Annotated in this window: 15 protein-coding genes and 1 pseudogene; 12 read left to right on the top strand and 4 right to left on the bottom strand. The window is 73.2% G+C overall.

Going from position 1 to position 14,109, the window contains the following annotated elements; all coding sequences use genetic code 11:
- A pseudogene (locus tag ACFYWL_RS25570) lies at nucleotides 1-264 on the top strand (hypothetical protein); the annotation flags it as partial.
- A gap of 84 nt (nucleotides 265-348) precedes the next feature.
- On the opposite strand, the gene ACFYWL_RS25565 reads toward ACFYWL_RS25570, so the two are convergent.
- Genes ACFYWL_RS25565 through ACFYWL_RS25550 form a run of 4 tightly spaced genes read right to left on the bottom strand, consistent with a single transcriptional unit; the run spans nucleotide 349 to nucleotide 2,648 of the window.
- Nucleotides 349-693 carry a DUF202 domain-containing protein gene (locus ACFYWL_RS25565; protein ID WP_386977386.1) on the bottom strand — a complete coding sequence of 115 codons (345 nt, stop codon included), beginning with the start codon at nucleotides 691-693 and terminating at the stop codon, nucleotides 349-351.
- Nucleotides 690-1,061: a YidH family protein gene (locus ACFYWL_RS25560; protein WP_386977383.1), complete on the bottom strand. Its 372-nt coding sequence runs from the start codon at nucleotides 1,059-1,061 to the stop codon at nucleotides 690-692. The genes ACFYWL_RS25565 and ACFYWL_RS25560 overlap by 4 nt, the downstream gene beginning before the upstream one ends.
- A complete protein-coding gene (locus ACFYWL_RS25555; RefSeq protein ID WP_386977380.1) occupies nucleotides 1,055-1,771 on the bottom strand; it encodes a TSUP family transporter in 717 nt (238 codons plus the stop codon). The genes ACFYWL_RS25560 and ACFYWL_RS25555 overlap by 7 nt, the downstream gene beginning before the upstream one ends.
- A gap of 10 nt (nucleotides 1,772-1,781) precedes the next feature.
- The gene (locus ACFYWL_RS25550; protein ID WP_386977377.1) at nucleotides 1,782-2,648 is read right to left on the bottom strand and encodes a hypothetical protein; all 867 of its coding nucleotides are present in this window, start codon (nucleotides 2,646-2,648) and stop codon (nucleotides 1,782-1,784) included.
- A gap of 124 nt (nucleotides 2,649-2,772) precedes the next feature.
- On the opposite strand from ACFYWL_RS25550, the gene ACFYWL_RS25545 reads away from it, so the two are divergent.
- The 11 genes from ACFYWL_RS25545 (at nucleotide 2,773) to ACFYWL_RS25495 (ending at nucleotide 14,100) form a co-directional block, all read left to right on the top strand.
- Nucleotides 2,773-3,555, top strand: coding sequence for a DeoR/GlpR family DNA-binding transcription regulator (locus ACFYWL_RS25545; RefSeq protein ID WP_386977374.1), 783 nt, complete (start codon nucleotides 2,773-2,775; stop codon nucleotides 3,553-3,555).
- A gap of 176 nt (nucleotides 3,556-3,731) precedes the next feature.
- Nucleotides 3,732-4,898 (top strand): mandelate racemase/muconate lactonizing enzyme family protein, encoded by a 1,167-nt coding sequence (locus ACFYWL_RS25540; protein ID WP_386977371.1) that lies wholly within the window; start codon nucleotides 3,732-3,734, stop codon nucleotides 4,896-4,898.
- Nucleotides 4,895-6,346: an aldehyde dehydrogenase family protein gene (locus tag ACFYWL_RS25535; protein ID WP_386977368.1), complete on the top strand. Its 1,452-nt coding sequence runs from the start codon at nucleotides 4,895-4,897 to the stop codon at nucleotides 6,344-6,346. Before ACFYWL_RS25540 ends, ACFYWL_RS25535 begins: the two co-directional genes overlap by 4 nt.
- Before the next feature lie 2 nt (nucleotides 6,347-6,348).
- Entirely contained in the window at nucleotides 6,349-7,452 is a 1,104-nt protein-coding gene (locus ACFYWL_RS25530; RefSeq protein WP_386977398.1) for a 6-phosphofructokinase, read from the top strand.
- Nucleotides 7,453-7,464: 12 nt separating this feature from the next.
- On the top strand, nucleotides 7,465-8,760 hold the full coding sequence (locus ACFYWL_RS25525) for an ABC transporter substrate-binding protein (protein WP_386977365.1): 1,296 nt from the start codon (nucleotides 7,465-7,467) through the stop codon (nucleotides 8,758-8,760).
- A gap of 3 nt (nucleotides 8,761-8,763) precedes the next feature.
- Nucleotides 8,764-9,720: a carbohydrate ABC transporter permease gene (locus ACFYWL_RS25520; RefSeq protein ID WP_386977362.1), complete on the top strand. Its 957-nt coding sequence runs from the start codon at nucleotides 8,764-8,766 to the stop codon at nucleotides 9,718-9,720.
- Nucleotides 9,717-10,532 (top strand): carbohydrate ABC transporter permease, encoded by an 816-nt coding sequence (locus ACFYWL_RS25515; protein ID WP_386977359.1) that lies wholly within the window; start codon nucleotides 9,717-9,719, stop codon nucleotides 10,530-10,532. The genes ACFYWL_RS25520 and ACFYWL_RS25515 overlap by 4 nt, the downstream gene beginning before the upstream one ends.
- Nucleotides 10,533-10,537: 5 nt before the next feature.
- Nucleotides 10,538-11,527, top strand: coding sequence for an alcohol dehydrogenase catalytic domain-containing protein (locus tag ACFYWL_RS25510; protein ID WP_386977395.1), 990 nt, complete (start codon nucleotides 10,538-10,540; stop codon nucleotides 11,525-11,527).
- Entirely contained in the window at nucleotides 11,524-12,384 is an 861-nt protein-coding gene (locus ACFYWL_RS25505; protein WP_386977356.1) for a 2-deoxy-5-keto-D-gluconate 6-phosphate aldolase domain-containing protein, read from the top strand. The genes ACFYWL_RS25510 and ACFYWL_RS25505 overlap by 4 nt, the downstream gene beginning before the upstream one ends.
- Nucleotides 12,381-13,028: a GntR family transcriptional regulator gene (locus tag ACFYWL_RS25500; protein WP_386977353.1), complete on the top strand. Its 648-nt coding sequence runs from the start codon at nucleotides 12,381-12,383 to the stop codon at nucleotides 13,026-13,028. The genes ACFYWL_RS25505 and ACFYWL_RS25500 overlap by 4 nt, the downstream gene beginning before the upstream one ends.
- A complete protein-coding gene (locus ACFYWL_RS25495; protein ID WP_386977350.1) occupies nucleotides 13,015-14,100 on the top strand; it encodes an alcohol dehydrogenase catalytic domain-containing protein in 1,086 nt (361 codons plus the stop codon). The genes ACFYWL_RS25500 and ACFYWL_RS25495 overlap by 14 nt, the downstream gene beginning before the upstream one ends.
- Nucleotides 14,101-14,109: the final 9 nt, after the last annotated feature.

Below are 14,109 nucleotides of genomic sequence, written 5' to 3'. Positions count from 1 at the left end.
TTCGTGGGCGGGCTGGCGTGGGGGCGGCTGCCGATCGAGCACCGGGCCGCGCACCTGGTCGACGTCGCCGGCGCGTACGTGCATGCCGGCGACCCTGCCGGCGCGGGGTTGGTGCTGCTCCAGGCGGACCGCTTGGCGTCGGCCGAGGTGCGGATGCGGCCCGCCGGCCGGGCCGCCCTGGGGCTGGCGCTGACCGGGACACGCCGGCCGGATCGGCACCTGCTCGTGCTGGCGCAGGCGGCCGGCGTGGGCGGCGGCCGGTGAGCGGGGATGAGCACGAGGACGTGCGGAAGCTGACCACCCTGAGCGAGATCGTCGCCGAGCTGGTGGCCCTCGCCGGCCCGGGGGTCAGGCCGACCCGCACAGTGCGGCGACCGCCACCCCGAGACCACCTGCGGTGGTGGCCAGCGTGACCGCCGCCAGCCAGGGGCCGGACGGAGGGGCCGAGCCCGGCGGGGCCGGTGTGTCGGAGGACGGGAGGCGTCGGCGCAGTGCCGCCGCGACGACGACCACGACCGTCGTCGCGGCGGCGACGGCGGCCAGGAAGACCCATCCGCCGAGGTGCGGCAGGAGGAAGCGGCCGGCCGCGACCGCCGCCACGACGAAGGCCGCGGCGGTCCGCCGCCACGCCAGCACCGTCCGCTCCACCTGGAGGCCGCCGTCGTCCAGGCGTACGGAGCCGGGGGCGTTCACAGGACCAGCCCCAACAGGAGCAGGACCGCGACAAGCACCAGGCCCACGCCGAGCGGCACGGCCAGCAGCGGCGGCGGGAGGCCCCGGCCCAGGCGCAGGGCGATCTCGGTGCCCGTCCAGCCGAGCCAGGCCTGGGCCGGCGCGGCGGCCCCGAGCACGATCAGCACGATCGCCGCCGCCCGGCGCATCCCGGGCACCATCGGCAGGTCCACGGCCTCCAGGGCCACGCCGGCCGCCACGAGCGCCAGGGACGTGCGGATCCACGCCAGGAACGTGCGCTCGTTGGCCAGGCTGAAGCGCGGGTCCGGGTCACTGCCCCGGCCGAAGACGCGGCGTGGCCACCGGCTCGGCACGGCACGTCTCACCATGCCGCCACCCCCTTGCCGACAGCGATGCCGCTTCCCGCGAGGGCGAGCGCCAGCACCCAGCGCCGGGCGGCGGTCTCGGGCAGCCACCGCTCCAGGTAGTGCCCGCCGCCGATCCCGGCCAGCATCGCCGCGCCGCAGGCCAGCAGCAGGTGCCAGGACAGGACCGGGAATCCCTTCGCGGCCAGCGACAGCAGGTTCGTCACGAGGCCGACGAGCTGCACGGTCGGGACGAAGCTCCGCTGCTCCCAACCGGTGCTGGCGGCGTAGACGGCGAGTGGCGGCCCGCCCGTGCCCGCCGTGGTGTTGAAGAAGCCGGACGCGAACCCGGAGGCCAGCGCCCCGCCGCGGTGCCGCAGGAACGGCATGCTCCGGCCCACCGCCACCCACGCCACCGAGCCCGCCGTGGTCAGGCCGATGCCGACGAGCAGGACCGGGCCGGGCAGTTCCCGGACCACCCAGACGCCCAACGGCAGGGCCAGGACCACACCGACGATCATCTGGACGGCCACGCGGCGGTGCAGCGCCCGGGCGGTCACGCACAGCACGATCAGGTTGATCACGGCGGAGAGCAGGTTGGCCAGCGTGACCCCCGAGAAGGGGCCGAGGATCACCACGAGGAACGGGGCGGCGACCAGGGCGAAACCCAGGCCGGTCGCGCGCTGCATGGTGGCCCCGAGCGCGACCGCGCCGACCGCGAGCAGGTCGCCCACGGGGGCCATCTCAGCGCGACACGGCTGCGTCAACCACGTCGACGAGGCGTCGCAGCCGGTCGACCGAGATCGTGCGCAGGTCGTCGGCCATGGTCGGGCTGCCCACCACCGAGGCCCAGACGGCCCGGCCGGCGAGGAAGCCCGAGGCGCCGGCCCGGCAGGCGAGCCGCACGGCGTCGGGGAACACCTCCGCGGGTACGCCGGAGGACAGCACCACCCACGGGCTGCTGATCACCGACGACAGCGCGGCGCACCCGGCGGTGATCTCGTCCGGGGTGCCCTTGCCGTGGGTCGGCACCTCCGACTTGTAGAGGTCGGCGCCGAGGGCACCCAGCTCGCGGGCTGCCGCGTGGATGCCCGCCTCGTGGTCGTACGCGCCACCGTCGCGCGGGCCCCGGGACACGGGCTCGACGATGCTCACCAGCCCGGCCTCGCGGCAGCGGGCGACGAAGTCGGTGACCAGGGCGACGCGCGGCTCCGGCGCCTCGTCGGGCCGGTATAGCACCAGGAGCTTGAGGGCCTTCGCGCCCTCCTCGCGCACGGTCGCGGGGTCGACCTCCGGGTCTATCGTCACGTCCGCCACGAACTCGGTGGCGCTCGGGGTGAACGCGTCGGCCGCCGCGATGAGGGCGCACGACGGGTCGACGGCGTTCTCCGCGATCACGGCGTCCCAGCCGAACTGCTTGTCGACGAGGATCGCGGACGCGTACGGACTGAGTGCCCGGGCCGCGTCCACCTTGAAGGCGGTGAGCTGTGCGTCGGTCACCGGCTCCGTCTGGCGCGCGGCGAACATGGCCCGCAGGGCCTCGCGCTGGTCGACGGCGAGCATGGCGTAGCCGCCCGAGGGGCGGGCGAGGATCGAGGGGTCGACTGTCACTGTTCCTCCAGCGCGGGATCGGCCGGTCCGCCGCCGCAGTCGGCGACGGCGAGACACCGAGATCAGAAGTTGTTAGAAAACTACCATCCCCTGTTAGTCGAAGAACAAGGGCTAGACTACCGACGTGTCAGTGGAAGCCATGCGCTACGACGGCGCCCCGCAGCGGCGGACGCACATCATGGCCGCGCTCCGCCGGGCCGGCTTCCTCTCGGTCGCCGACATCAGCGCCCAACTCGGCGTCTCGCAGATGACGATCCGGCGTGACCTGCGGCGGCTCGCCGAGGGCGGCGAGGTGCTGCTGGTGCACGGCGGCGTGAGCCTCCCGCCGGGCGGCGCCGGCGCCCCCGGCTACGCGTCCCGCGCGCTCAGCCACGCCGACGCCAAGCGGGCGATCGGCGCCGCCGCCGCCCGCCTGGTCCAGCCCGGCGACACGATCGGCGTCGACAGCGGCACGACCACGGCCGAGGTGGCTCACGCGCTCCCCGAGGACTTCGACGGCTGCGTGATCACCCATTCCGTTCCCGTGCTGGCCCACATGCTGTCCCGGCCCAGGTCACGGGTCATCGGCATCGGCGGCGAGCTGCTGCACGACAACCAGGCCATGGTCGGTTTCGCCGCGCTGGACCTGGTCCGGCGCATGCGCGTGCGCCTGCTGTTCCTGGGTGCGAGCGCGGTCGACGAACGGGGCGCGTATGTGCGCTCGGAGGTCGAGCTGAGCGCCAAGCACGCCCTCATGGACATCGCCGACGAGGTCGTGCTGCTCGTCGACGCGAGCAAGCTGACCGCGACCGCCCCGGTCCAGGTGTGCGGGTTCGACCGCATCGACACGCTGGTCGTCGACGGTCGGCTGCCCGACGCGGTGGCGGCAGCCGCGCGGCGCACCGGCACCCGCGTCCTGACCGCGTAGGCCGACCGGACCCCCGCCCGGCACCCCGGCGGCTCCCGCCCCCGAAGCCGACCGACTGAGGCATAAGTCCCTTTCGCGCGGCCTCAACTCGCCGTCTTTCTTGTTTCGTGGTCTTGACGTTTCCGTGAAATGCGTTAAACACTGCATGCAGATCTCGTCGACATGAGAGAAGGCGCATGGACCTCAAGGCCGCACCCCCCGCTCCGGAGACCCGCACGGTCACGCTGCCGGACGCCGCGGTGACGGACGTGCGGTGCCGGGTCTTCCGGGCCCGCCCCACCGAGCAGATCGCCATGTCCTTCGCGCCGCTGACCCACCGCGTCATGATCCTGATCGAGGTCGAGCTGGCCGACGGCTCGGTCGGCGTCGGCGAGAGCTGGGCGAACTACCCGGCCTGGGCGTGGCGCGAGCGGATCGCCACCATCCACGACGGCGTCGCGCCGCTCCTGACCGGCCGCCGCTTCCCCGACCCGGCCACCGCCCAACGGGAGCTGCTCGCCGAGCTGACGCCACTGGGCCGCCAGTGGGGCGCCCCCGGCCCGGTCCACCAGGCGATCAGCGGTGTCGACATGGCGCTGTGGGACCTCGCCGCCCGCCACGCCGGCACCAGCCTCGCCCGGCTGCTCAGCCCGGCCCCCCGCACGGAGCTGCCGGTGTACGGCTCCAGCCTCGGACCCACCGGAGTCGCCGACGTCGCCCGCCGCTGCGCCGCACTGGGGCTCACCGCGGTCAAGGTGAAGGTCGGGTTCGGCGCGGACACCGATCTCACGAACGTCGGGACCGCCCGGCGGATCCTCGGCGACCAGGTGCAGGTCTACGCCGACGCCAACCAGGCATGGCGGCTCACCGAGGCGCTGGAGATGGTCCCCGCGCTGGCCGACCTCGGCGTCGCGTGGGTCGAGGAGCCGCTGGCCGGCGACCAACCCGCCGAGCTGGCCGAGCTGGGCCGCCGCACCGGCATGCCGCTCGCGACCGGGGAGAACCTCTACGGCGCCGCGGCGTTCGAGCCCTACCTCGACGCGGTCGAGATCCTGCAACCCGACCTCGGCAAGGTCGGCGGCGTCACCGAGTACCTGAAGGTGCTGGCCGCCGCGACCGCCGCCGGGCGGACCGTCAACCCGCACCTCTACAACGGCGCGGTCGCCACCGCCGTGACCGTCCAGGCGGGCGCCATCTCGCCCGCGACCCGGCTCATCGAGTGGGACATCCGCTCCAACCCGCTGCGGCAGGCCGCCGACGGCCTGCTCACCGCCCACGGCACGGTCCGCGTGCCGGACGGGCCCGGATTCGGCATCGAACTCGACCAGGACCAGCTCGACGCGTACGAGGAGCAGCTACCGTGACCGACCCCATCGTCAACGACATCCTCTCGGCCGCCACCGCCGTACGCATGGCCGGCCGGGTGGCGGGCGGGCCGCGGCTCGCCGTGCTCGACCCGGCCACCGGCGAGCCGTTCACCGAGGTCGGCACGGGCAACGGCGCCGACGCGGCCACGGCCCTCGACCTGGCTCGGCAGGCCCTGCCGGTCTGGGCGGGCACGCCGCGCGCCGCGCGCTCGGCCACGCTGCGGGCCATCGCCGCGGACGTCGAGGCGCTCGCCGGGGAGCCCGAGTGGCCCGCGCTGATTACCCGGGAGACCGGCAAGCGGCTGCCCGAGTCGGCGGCCGAGCTGGCGCTGACCGTCGCCTACTTCCGGACCATGGCCGACCTGCTGGACCAGCAGGAGGCCGAGCAGTTCTCCGTCGTACCCGGGATCGCCCACCGCGTGACCGCGCGGCCCGCCGGTGTCGCCGCCGTCCTGACCCCCTGGAACTTCCCGGTCTCCATCCCGGCGCGGAAGATCGCGCCGGCGCTGGCGGCGGGATGCCCCGTGCTGTTCAAGCCCTCCGAGCTGGCGCCGCTGTCGTCGATGGTGCTGTCCGCGGTCGTCGAACGCCACGTGCCCGCCGGGGTGCTGTCGACGGTGCTCGGCACGCCCACCGACGTCGTCGACCCCTGGCTCGCCGACCGCAGCGTCGGGGTCGTGTCCTTCACCGGGTCGACCCGGGTGGGCCGGCTGGTGGCCGCCGCCGCGGCGTCGCGCTTCCTGCGCACGGTGCTGGAACTCGGTGGCTGCGCGCCCTTCCTCGTGCTGCCCGACGCCGACCCGCAGGCGGCCGCGCAGACGCTGCTGGTGGCGAAGTACCGCAACAACGGCCAGTCCTGCATCGCCGCCAACCAGATCCTCGTGGCCCGGCAGGTGGCCGCCGAGTTCACCGAGGCGTTCGTCGCGGCGACCGAGAAGATGGTCGTCGGCCTCCCCACCGACCCGGCCACCGACCTCGGTCCCCTGGCCCCGGCCGGCGACCCGGCCCGGCTGGCCGCGCTCGTCGACGACGCGGTGAGCAGGGGCGCGACGAAGGCCACCAGCGGCCCCGTACCCGGGAAGGGGCACTTCGCCCCGGCGACCGTGCTGCTGGACGTGCCCGCCGACAGCCGGGTGATGACCGAGGAGATCTTCGGGCCGATCGCGCCCATCCACGTCTACGACGACCTCGACGACGCGCTGGCCCTGCACCACGCCACCGGATACGGCCTCGCCGGCTACGTGTGCGGCACGGACCTCGACCGCGCCGACGCCGTCGCCGGCCGGCTCCGCGCCGGGATCGTCGGCATCAACACCGGCACCCCGAACACGCCGTGGATCCCGTTCGGCGGCCTGGCGGACTCCGGTCTCGGCTACGAGGGCGGCCGGGCCGGCCTGGCGGCCTTCCAGACCTTCCTGTCCGTCGGCGCGAAGGCGCAGGGGTGAGCATGCGCCTGCTCATCGGACAGACTGGCGCGCCGACCAGCGTCGTCAACGCCAGCCTCCGCGGCTTCCTGGAGTCGACGGCGGAGCACGACGTGCTGGCGCTGCGCGGCGGCCCGGACGGACTCGTCGAGGGCCGGCTCACCCCGGTCACCGCCGCCGACGTGCCGGCCGCGGCGACCCGGCACGGCGGGTCCTGGCTCGGCGCCGGCCGGCGCGCCGTCACGGAGGCGGACCTCGACACCGCCCTCGACGTGCTGGCCACCCACGGCGTCGAGGGGGTGGCCCTGATCGGCGGCAACGGCACGATGGCGCTGCTGCGCGCCCTCGGCGACCGCGCCGCCGCGACCGGGCGCGAGCTGAGCGTGATCGGCATCCCGAAGACCGTGGACAACGACCTGGTCGGCATCGACCACTGCCCCGGCTACGGCTCCGCCGCGCGCTACCTGGCGACCATCGTCCCGGACCTGGCCCGGGACCACGCGGCGATGGCCGGCATCGAGCCGGTCCGGATCGTGGAGACCCTCGGCCGCTCGGTGGGCTGGTTGGCCCTCGCCGCGACGCGGCACCGCGACGATCCGGCCCACGCGCCGCACCTGGTCCTCATCCCGGAGCTGCCCTTCGACCGGGCGGCGTTCCTCACCGCCGTGCAGGACGCGCTGCACGCGCACGGGCGGGCGTTCGTGGTCGTCAGCGAGGGCGCGGCCAGCGAAATGACCGACGACCCGTTCGAGGCGGTCAACCACACGCGGATCATCCTCGGCGGCGTCTCCCGGGCGCTCGCCGGGCTGGTGCGCACCGAACTGGGCGTCGCCGCCCGGGGCGAGGTGCTCGGCATGGCGCAGCGCAGCAGTGGCGCGCTGGCCAGCGAGGTGGACCGCGCCGAGGCCGCGGAGGCCGGGCGGCAGGCCGCGAAGCTGCTGGCCGACCGCGCCACCGGCCTGATGGTCGGCCTGCACCGCGACGCCGGCGGGACCACGTACGACCCGGTGCCGCTCGCGGAGGTGGCGGGCCGGACCCGTCCCGTGCCCCCGCAGTGGCGCACCACCGAACCCGCCGACCTCGGCGACTTCCACGACTGGCTCTCCCCACTCCTCGGCCACGACTGAAAGGCATAGAAGATGCGACACAGGTTCCTGAGCGCGGGGTTGGTTCTCGCCCTCGTCGGCGGGCTCGCCGCCGGCTGCGGCGGTGGCGACTCGGGCGGCAGCGCCGACGAGATCTCCCTGGTCATGTCCAACCACCCGTGGCAGAAGGCCATCGAACCGCTGCTGCCCGAGTTCGAGAAGACCGCGGGCATCAAGGTGAAGGTGCAGACCTTCGCCGAGCAGCAGGCCCGCGACAAGATCTCGCTGACCCTGCAGTCGCGCAGCTCGTCGATGGACGTCTTCATGACGCTGCCGTCGCGCGAGGGCCTCCAGTTCAGCAAGGCCGGCTACTACGCGCCGCTCGACGACTACATGGGCAAGTCCGCCGCGTACGACGCCGCCGACTTCCCGGCCGCGGTCAAGGCTGGCATGACCGTTCAGGACAAGATGATCGCCGCCCCCGTGAACGTCGAGGGTGTCGTCCTGTACTACCGGACGGACCTGTTCGAGAAGTACGGCATCACGCCGCCGAAGACCCTCGACGAGCTGCCGACGGTCGCCGCCGCGATCAAGCAGAAGTCCGACGGCAAGGTCACGCCGATCGCGCTGCGCGGGCAGTCCGCCGCCCTGCCGTTCACCTTCGGCCCGTTCCTGCACTCCCAGGGCGTGGAGTGGACCAAGCCGGACGGCACCCCGAACTTCGACACGCCGGGCGCCGCCGACGCGATCAACCGGTACGCGACCCTCGCCCGGGACTACGGCCCGCCCGGCGTCGTGAACAACACCTTCACCCAGTCCTCCGCGCTCTTCGCGGCCGGCAACGTGGCCATGGAGTTGGAGTCCAGCAACGAGATCAGCAGCATCAACGACCCGAAGACCTCGAAGGTGGTCGGCAAGATCGGGGTGCTGGACTTCCCGGCCGGCTCGGCGGGCTCGAAGTCGACGGTCCTGAGCTGGGGCATCGCCATGTCCTCCTACTCCAAGCACAAGGACGCGGCCTGGAAGTTCATCGAGTGGGCGACCAGCAAGGAGACCCAGCTCAAGCTGACCGAGGGTGGCATCGCGCCGCCGCGCGCCTCGGTGGCGCAGGACAAGGCGTACACCGACACGTTGAACACCGACACGCTGAAGCAGTGGAGCCAGGCGCTCGCCAACGTGCAGACCAACGGCTCCACCGAGGTGGGCCCGGTCGGTGTCGCCGCCCCCGAGATGCGCAAGGTCGTCGGCGACGCGGTCGGCAAGGTGATCCTCGGCCAGGCGAACGCCGAGGCCGCGGCCAAGGAGATCCAGGACGGCCTGACGCCGCTCCTGGCCAAGAACGCCGGATGAGCCATGAGTGACCTGATGACGAAGCGGCCCGCCGCCTCCGGATCCGCCAGCGCGGGGCCGGCGGCGGGGGCGCCGCCCCGGCGCTCCCGCCGCCGGGTCGACCCGACCGCCCGCGGCGTGTGGCCGTTCGCGCTGCCGGCCGTGCTGGTCACGGCCGTGCTCGTGCTGGTGCCGGTGGCGTACACGATCTGGCTGTCGGTCAGCGACCGGCGGTCCGACGGGACGAACGCGGGGTTCCTCGGGTTCGCCAACTACGCCGAGATGTTCGGCAACCCGGAGTTCTGGAACTCGCTGAAGATCACCCTGTTCCTCTTCGTGGTCTGCCTGCTGGTGGAGACCGTCCTCGGTCTCGCCCTCGGGTACGTGATGAGCCTCGACGTGCCCGGCCGGCGGATCTTCCAGGGCATGATGCTGGTCCCGGCGATCACGGCGTCGGTGGCGGTCGGCCTGGTGTGGCTGCTGATCATGGACCCGTCGCTCGGCGCCGCCAACCAGATCCTCGCCAAGGTCGGCATCGACCCGGTGGTGTGGCTCGGCGACCCGGACATCGCGCCCTGGTCCATCGCCCTGGTCGACATCTGGCAGTGGACCCCGTTCATGGCTCTGATCATCTCGGCCGGGATCCGGTCGCTGCCCGAGGAGCCGTTCGAGGCCGCCGCCATCGACGGCGCGAGCGGCTGGCGTACGGCCTGGAACATCGGCCTGCCGCTCCTGCGCCCGGTGCTCACCGTCGCGATGCTGCTGCGCACCGTCGACCTCGTGCGCTTCTTCGACACGATCTACATCATGACCCAGGGGGGTCCGGTGAACTCCACGAACACCCTCAACGTGTACGGCTACAACGCCGGCTTCGTCGACCACGAGCCGAGCTACGCCGCCGCCCTCCAGATCGCCCTGCTCGTGCTGGTGATCGGGATCGCGGGAGCGTTCACCTGGTTCCGGCAGCGGGCCGCGCGATGAGCAAGCGGCTCGGCGGCGTCTACGCCGCGTATCTCGCCTTCGCCGTCGTCTTCTTCGGCCCGGTGCTCTTCATGCTCTGGTCGTCGCTGCGCAACAACGTCGACATCACCGGCTCGCTGTTCGACGTCGGCTCGCCACTGACCCTGGACAACTTCACCAACCTCTTCTCGCGCTTCGAGTTCGGCCGCTACATCGCCAACAGCTTCATTGTGGCCGGCGGGTCGACCATCCTCGGGCTGGCGCTCGGCGCGCCCGCCGCGTACGTGATCGTGCGCCGCAAGCTCGCCGCGCTCGGCTTCCTGACGCTGCTGGCCCGCATGGCCCCCGGCGTGCTGTTCGTGCTGCCGCTGTTCGTGCTCTCGATCCGCGTCGGCGGCCCGGACAGCGTGGCGCTCAACTACACCCTGCTGATCGTCGCGCACCTCATCATCACGCTGCCGCTGTGCATCTGGCTGCTGGTGCCGTTCTTCGAGGAGATCCCGATCAGCATCGAGGAGTCGACGCTCATCGACGGCGCGAACGCCTGGCAGCGGTTCTGCCGGATCGCCCTGCCGCTGGCCCTGCCCGGGCTGTCGGTCGCGCTGACGCTCAGCTTCATCTTCAGCTGGAACTACTTCCTGTTCGCGCTGGCCCTGGCGAACGAGCGGACGCTCCCGCTGACCGTCATCGCGTTCAACTTCATCGGCCAGGGCTCGAACGACTTCGGCGGCCTGATGGCCGCGAGCACGCTCATCTCCGCGCCCGCCCTGCTGCTGACGGTCTTCGCGCAGCGCTGGCTGGTGCGCGGCATCACCGGGGGAGCCGTCAAGTGACGTCCATGCGGGCCCGCTTCCAGGGCAACGGGGAGATCGCCTTCGAGCAGGTCGCGCTCGGGGACGTCGCCGAGGGCGACGTGCGCCTGCGGGTCGACGTCTGCGCGCTCTGCGGGTCGGACAAGCGGCTGCTGCGCAGCGGGTCGACGGTCGTGCCGGGCCACGAGATCGGGGGCACCGTCGTCGGGGGCGCGCTGCCCGAGGGCACGCGGGCCATCGTCTACATCCCGGTCTTCTGCGGCACGTGCGTACGCTGCACGGCCGGCCGCACCAACCAGTGCCTGCACCTGTCACAGCTCGTCGGCTGGCAGCGCGACGGCGGGTTCGCCGAACACGTGGACGTCCCGGCGCGGTGCGTCCTGCCGGTGCCGGACGACATCCCGCTGTCGGTCGCGGTCCTCGGGCTCGACACGGTCGGCACCGCCGCGCACGCCCTGCGGCTGGCCCTGCGTACCCAGGACTCGGTGGACCGCGCGCTGGTCGTCGGCGCGGGGCCGCTCGGCCTCGGTGTCGTGGCGGTCGCCCGGGCCATGGGGATCGCCGTGGACGCCTTCGACCCCAACCCCGGCCGCCTCGACACCGCGACGGCGCTCGGCGCGACGCCCGCCGGTGACCTGTCGGCGGAGAACCAGTACGACATGGTCGTCGAGGTCAGCGGCGCGGACGCGGCCCGGGAGACGGCACAGCGGGTGGTCCGGCCCGGCGGCACCGTCGTCGCCCTCGGCGAGTCGAACGAGCCGTACACCATGCCGGCCACGCCGCGCTGGCGGCGGACCGACTGCTACACCGTCCGCTCCTTCTACTTCCCGGTGAACGAGGTCGAGGCGAACTGGGATCTGCTGCGCGTCATGGGCGCGCAGTTGCGCGACCTGATCGTCAAACCCCTCACCCTGCGCGAGCTGCCCGAGGCGTTCGCCCGCTTCGTGGCCGGCGACTACGTCAAGCCCTGCATCGTGTCGGCGAACGCCCATTCCGTGTCGGAGGTAGCCCGATGAGCCTGTTGATCCTCGCCGTCGACCAGCGTCCCTGGCTGACCCAGGCCCTCTACGGGCACACCGCCACCGCGCTGCCCGCCGAACGCGCGGCGGTCACCGACGGCAAGCACATGGTCCTCGAAGGACTGCTCGCCGCCCTCGACGCCGAGCCGCGCCTGGCCGCGCACGCCGGCATCCTGGTCGACGACCAGCTCGGCGCGGGCGTGCCCGAGCGTGCCCGGGCCCACCGGGTGACGGTGAGCATGCCGGTGGAGCGCGGCGGCTGCGACGTGTACGAGACCGAACCGGCCGACCTGCCGGGGTTCCTCGCCCACTTCCGTCCCGAGTTCCCCAAGGTGCTGGTCCGCTACAACGTCGAGGGCTCGGCCGCGGACAACCGGGAGCAGCGGTCCCGGCTGGCCAAGGTCTCGCAGGCCGTACACGACGCCGGTGGCCGCTTCCTCTTCGAGCTGCTGGTGCCGCCGACGCCCGGGCAGCGGAGCATCCCGAGCGAGGTCTTCGAGACCGAGGTGCGGCCGGGGCTCATCCACCGGGCGATGGCGGAGATCGTCGAGGAGGTGCCCGTCGACGTCTGGAAGCTGGAGCACCTCGGCGCGCCGGAGCACTACCGGACGGCCGCCGACCTCGCCGCCCAGACCGGCGGCGAGTGCATCCTGCTCGGGGCGAACGCCCCGCGGACCACACTCGACGGTTGGCTCACCGACGCGGCGGCCAACGGGTTCACGGGCTTCGCCATCGGCCGTAGCATCTGGTGGGACTCGCTGCGCGGACTTCTGACCGGTGAACTGACGCGGCCCGAGGCGGTCGCGGCGGTCGCTGCCAACTACCGCCACTTCGCAGGGACGTTCCTCCAGTGACCAGCTCTCTTCAGACCGACCAGCGCGTCGGTGAGGTGCTCTACAAGACGCTCCGCGACCGGATCATCTCCGGCGAGTTGCGGCCGGGCTCGCGCCTGAGCGTCCCGGCGCTCGCCGAGGAGTTCCACGTCAGCCGCAGCCCGGTCCGGGACGCGGTGATCCGCCTGGTCCAGGAGAACCTGGTCGCCGAGACGATGAACCGCGGCGCCGAGGTCGCCCGCATCTCCCGCGCCGAACTGGTGAGCCTCTACGAGGCCCGCGAGGTCCTGGAGGGCGCGGTGGCCCGGCTGGCGACGGAGAAGTACGACGGCTCGCTGCGGCGGACCCTGCTCGCGCTGCTCACCGAGCACCGGACCGTCGCGGAGCAGGGCGACTTCGCCCGTCACATCGAGCTGGACGCGGCGTTCCACCGGGAGATCCGGCAGGCGGCGCAGAGCCCGGTGCTGGCCCGGATGCTCGACAGCGTCCAGAGCCGGGTGCTCGTGGCGATGCGGTCCACGAGCCTGACCGGTGGCATGGTCCAGGCCGTCCACGACCACCAGGCCATCTTCGAGGCCATCGGCGCCGGTGACGCGAGGGCCGCCGAGGACGCCGCCCGCGCCCACATCCGCCGGCTGAGGGAGTTGCTGCGTGCTGCTGACTGAGGCCCGCTTCTTCGGCGTCGGCGACGTCCGGCTGCTCCGGTCCGAAGCGACGCCGCCGGGGCCGCTGGAGGTGGCGATCGCGCCCCTCGCGGTCGGCGTCTGCGGCACCGACAGCCACATCGTGGCCGGCAGCTTCGCCGCCGCGCCGCAGGTCGTGCTCGGCCACGAGGTGTGCGGCCGGATCACCGAGGTCGGTGCGGCGGTCGACGGGCTCACCGTCGGTGACCTGGTCACCGTCGAACCCCACGACTACTGCACCCGGTGCACGTACTGCCGCCTCGGCCAGGAGCACCTCTGCGACGCCAAGCGGGGGTACGGCGTGAAACTCGACGGCGGCATGACCGAGCGGATGGTGGTGCCGGCCCGGATCGCGTACCGGCTGCCGGCCGCGACGCCGCCGTGGATCGGGGCGATGACCGAGCCGCTCGCCTGCTGCCTGCACGGCATGGACCAGCTCGACCCGCGGTCCGGGCTGCCGGTCCTCATCTTCGGCGCCGGGCCGGCCGGTGCCATGATGGTGGCTCTCGCCAGGGCCCGCGGGCTCGCGCCGGTCGTGGTGCTGGACCCGCGCGCCGACCGGCGGGCGGCAGCCCTGCGCATGGGCGCCGACGCCGCGCTCGACCCGGCGTCGCTGGACGAGGCCGTCGCGCTGACCGACGGGCTCGGCTTCCCGCACGTGATCGACGCCGTCGGCTCCGGCCGGATCCTCGAATCGGCCATCACCGTGTCGTCGCGGGGCGGCCGGATCCTCGTCTTCGGGGTGGCCCGGCCCGACGACGAGGCGCGGGTACGCCCCAACGACATCTTCGCCCGGGAGCTGACGCTCGTCGGCGCGGTGATCAACCCGTACACCCATCACCGCGCCGTGCAGCTGCTGCCGTCCCTCGGCCTGGACCGCCTGCGTCCGGCGTTCTACGGCCTGGACCAGCTGCCCGAGGCCCTGGAGGCGCAGCGTGCGGGCACAGCCGACAAGGTGTTCGTCGCCCCGCACGGCATTCCCGCCGCACGGGGCGCCGCCGGCCCGAGTCCGGACTCCGCCTCGGCTCGACCGCGCCCACCGAATGCGCCTTAGGCTGGAGGC

It is taken from the genome of Micromonospora sp. NPDC002575 (genome assembly GCF_042889525.1).
Taxonomy (GTDB): domain Bacteria; phylum Actinomycetota; class Actinomycetes; order Mycobacteriales; family Micromonosporaceae; genus Micromonospora; species Micromonospora carbonacea.
The sequence above is the reverse complement of the archived record's forward strand: the minus strand, read 5'-3'. Positions and strand labels throughout refer to the sequence as shown.

Bases quoted from the DNA above. Each gene is read 5' to 3' on its own strand.
- ACFYWL_RS25515 (WP_386977359.1), top strand. From the start codon at position 9,717: ATGAGCAAGCGGCTCGGCGGCGTCTACGCCGCGTATCTCGCCTTCGCC.
- ACFYWL_RS25525 (WP_386977365.1), top strand. From the start codon at position 7,465: ATGCGACACAGGTTCCTGAGCGCGGGGTTGGTTCTCGCCCTCGTCGGC.
- ACFYWL_RS25510 (WP_386977395.1), top strand. From the start codon at position 10,538: ATGCGGGCCCGCTTCCAGGGCAACGGGGAGATCGCCTTCGAGCAGGTC.
- ACFYWL_RS25560 (WP_386977383.1), bottom strand. From the start codon at position 1,061: ATGGTGAGACGTGCCGTGCCGAGCCGGTGGCCACGCCGCGTCTTCGGC.
- ACFYWL_RS25530 (WP_386977398.1), top strand. From the start codon at position 6,349: ATGCGCCTGCTCATCGGACAGACTGGCGCGCCGACCAGCGTCGTCAAC.
- ACFYWL_RS25520 (WP_386977362.1), top strand. From the start codon at position 8,764: ATGAGTGACCTGATGACGAAGCGGCCCGCCGCCTCCGGATCCGCCAGC.
- ACFYWL_RS25540 (WP_386977371.1), top strand. From the start codon at position 3,732: ATGGACCTCAAGGCCGCACCCCCCGCTCCGGAGACCCGCACGGTCACG.
- ACFYWL_RS25505 (WP_386977356.1), top strand. From the start codon at position 11,524: ATGAGCCTGTTGATCCTCGCCGTCGACCAGCGTCCCTGGCTGACCCAG.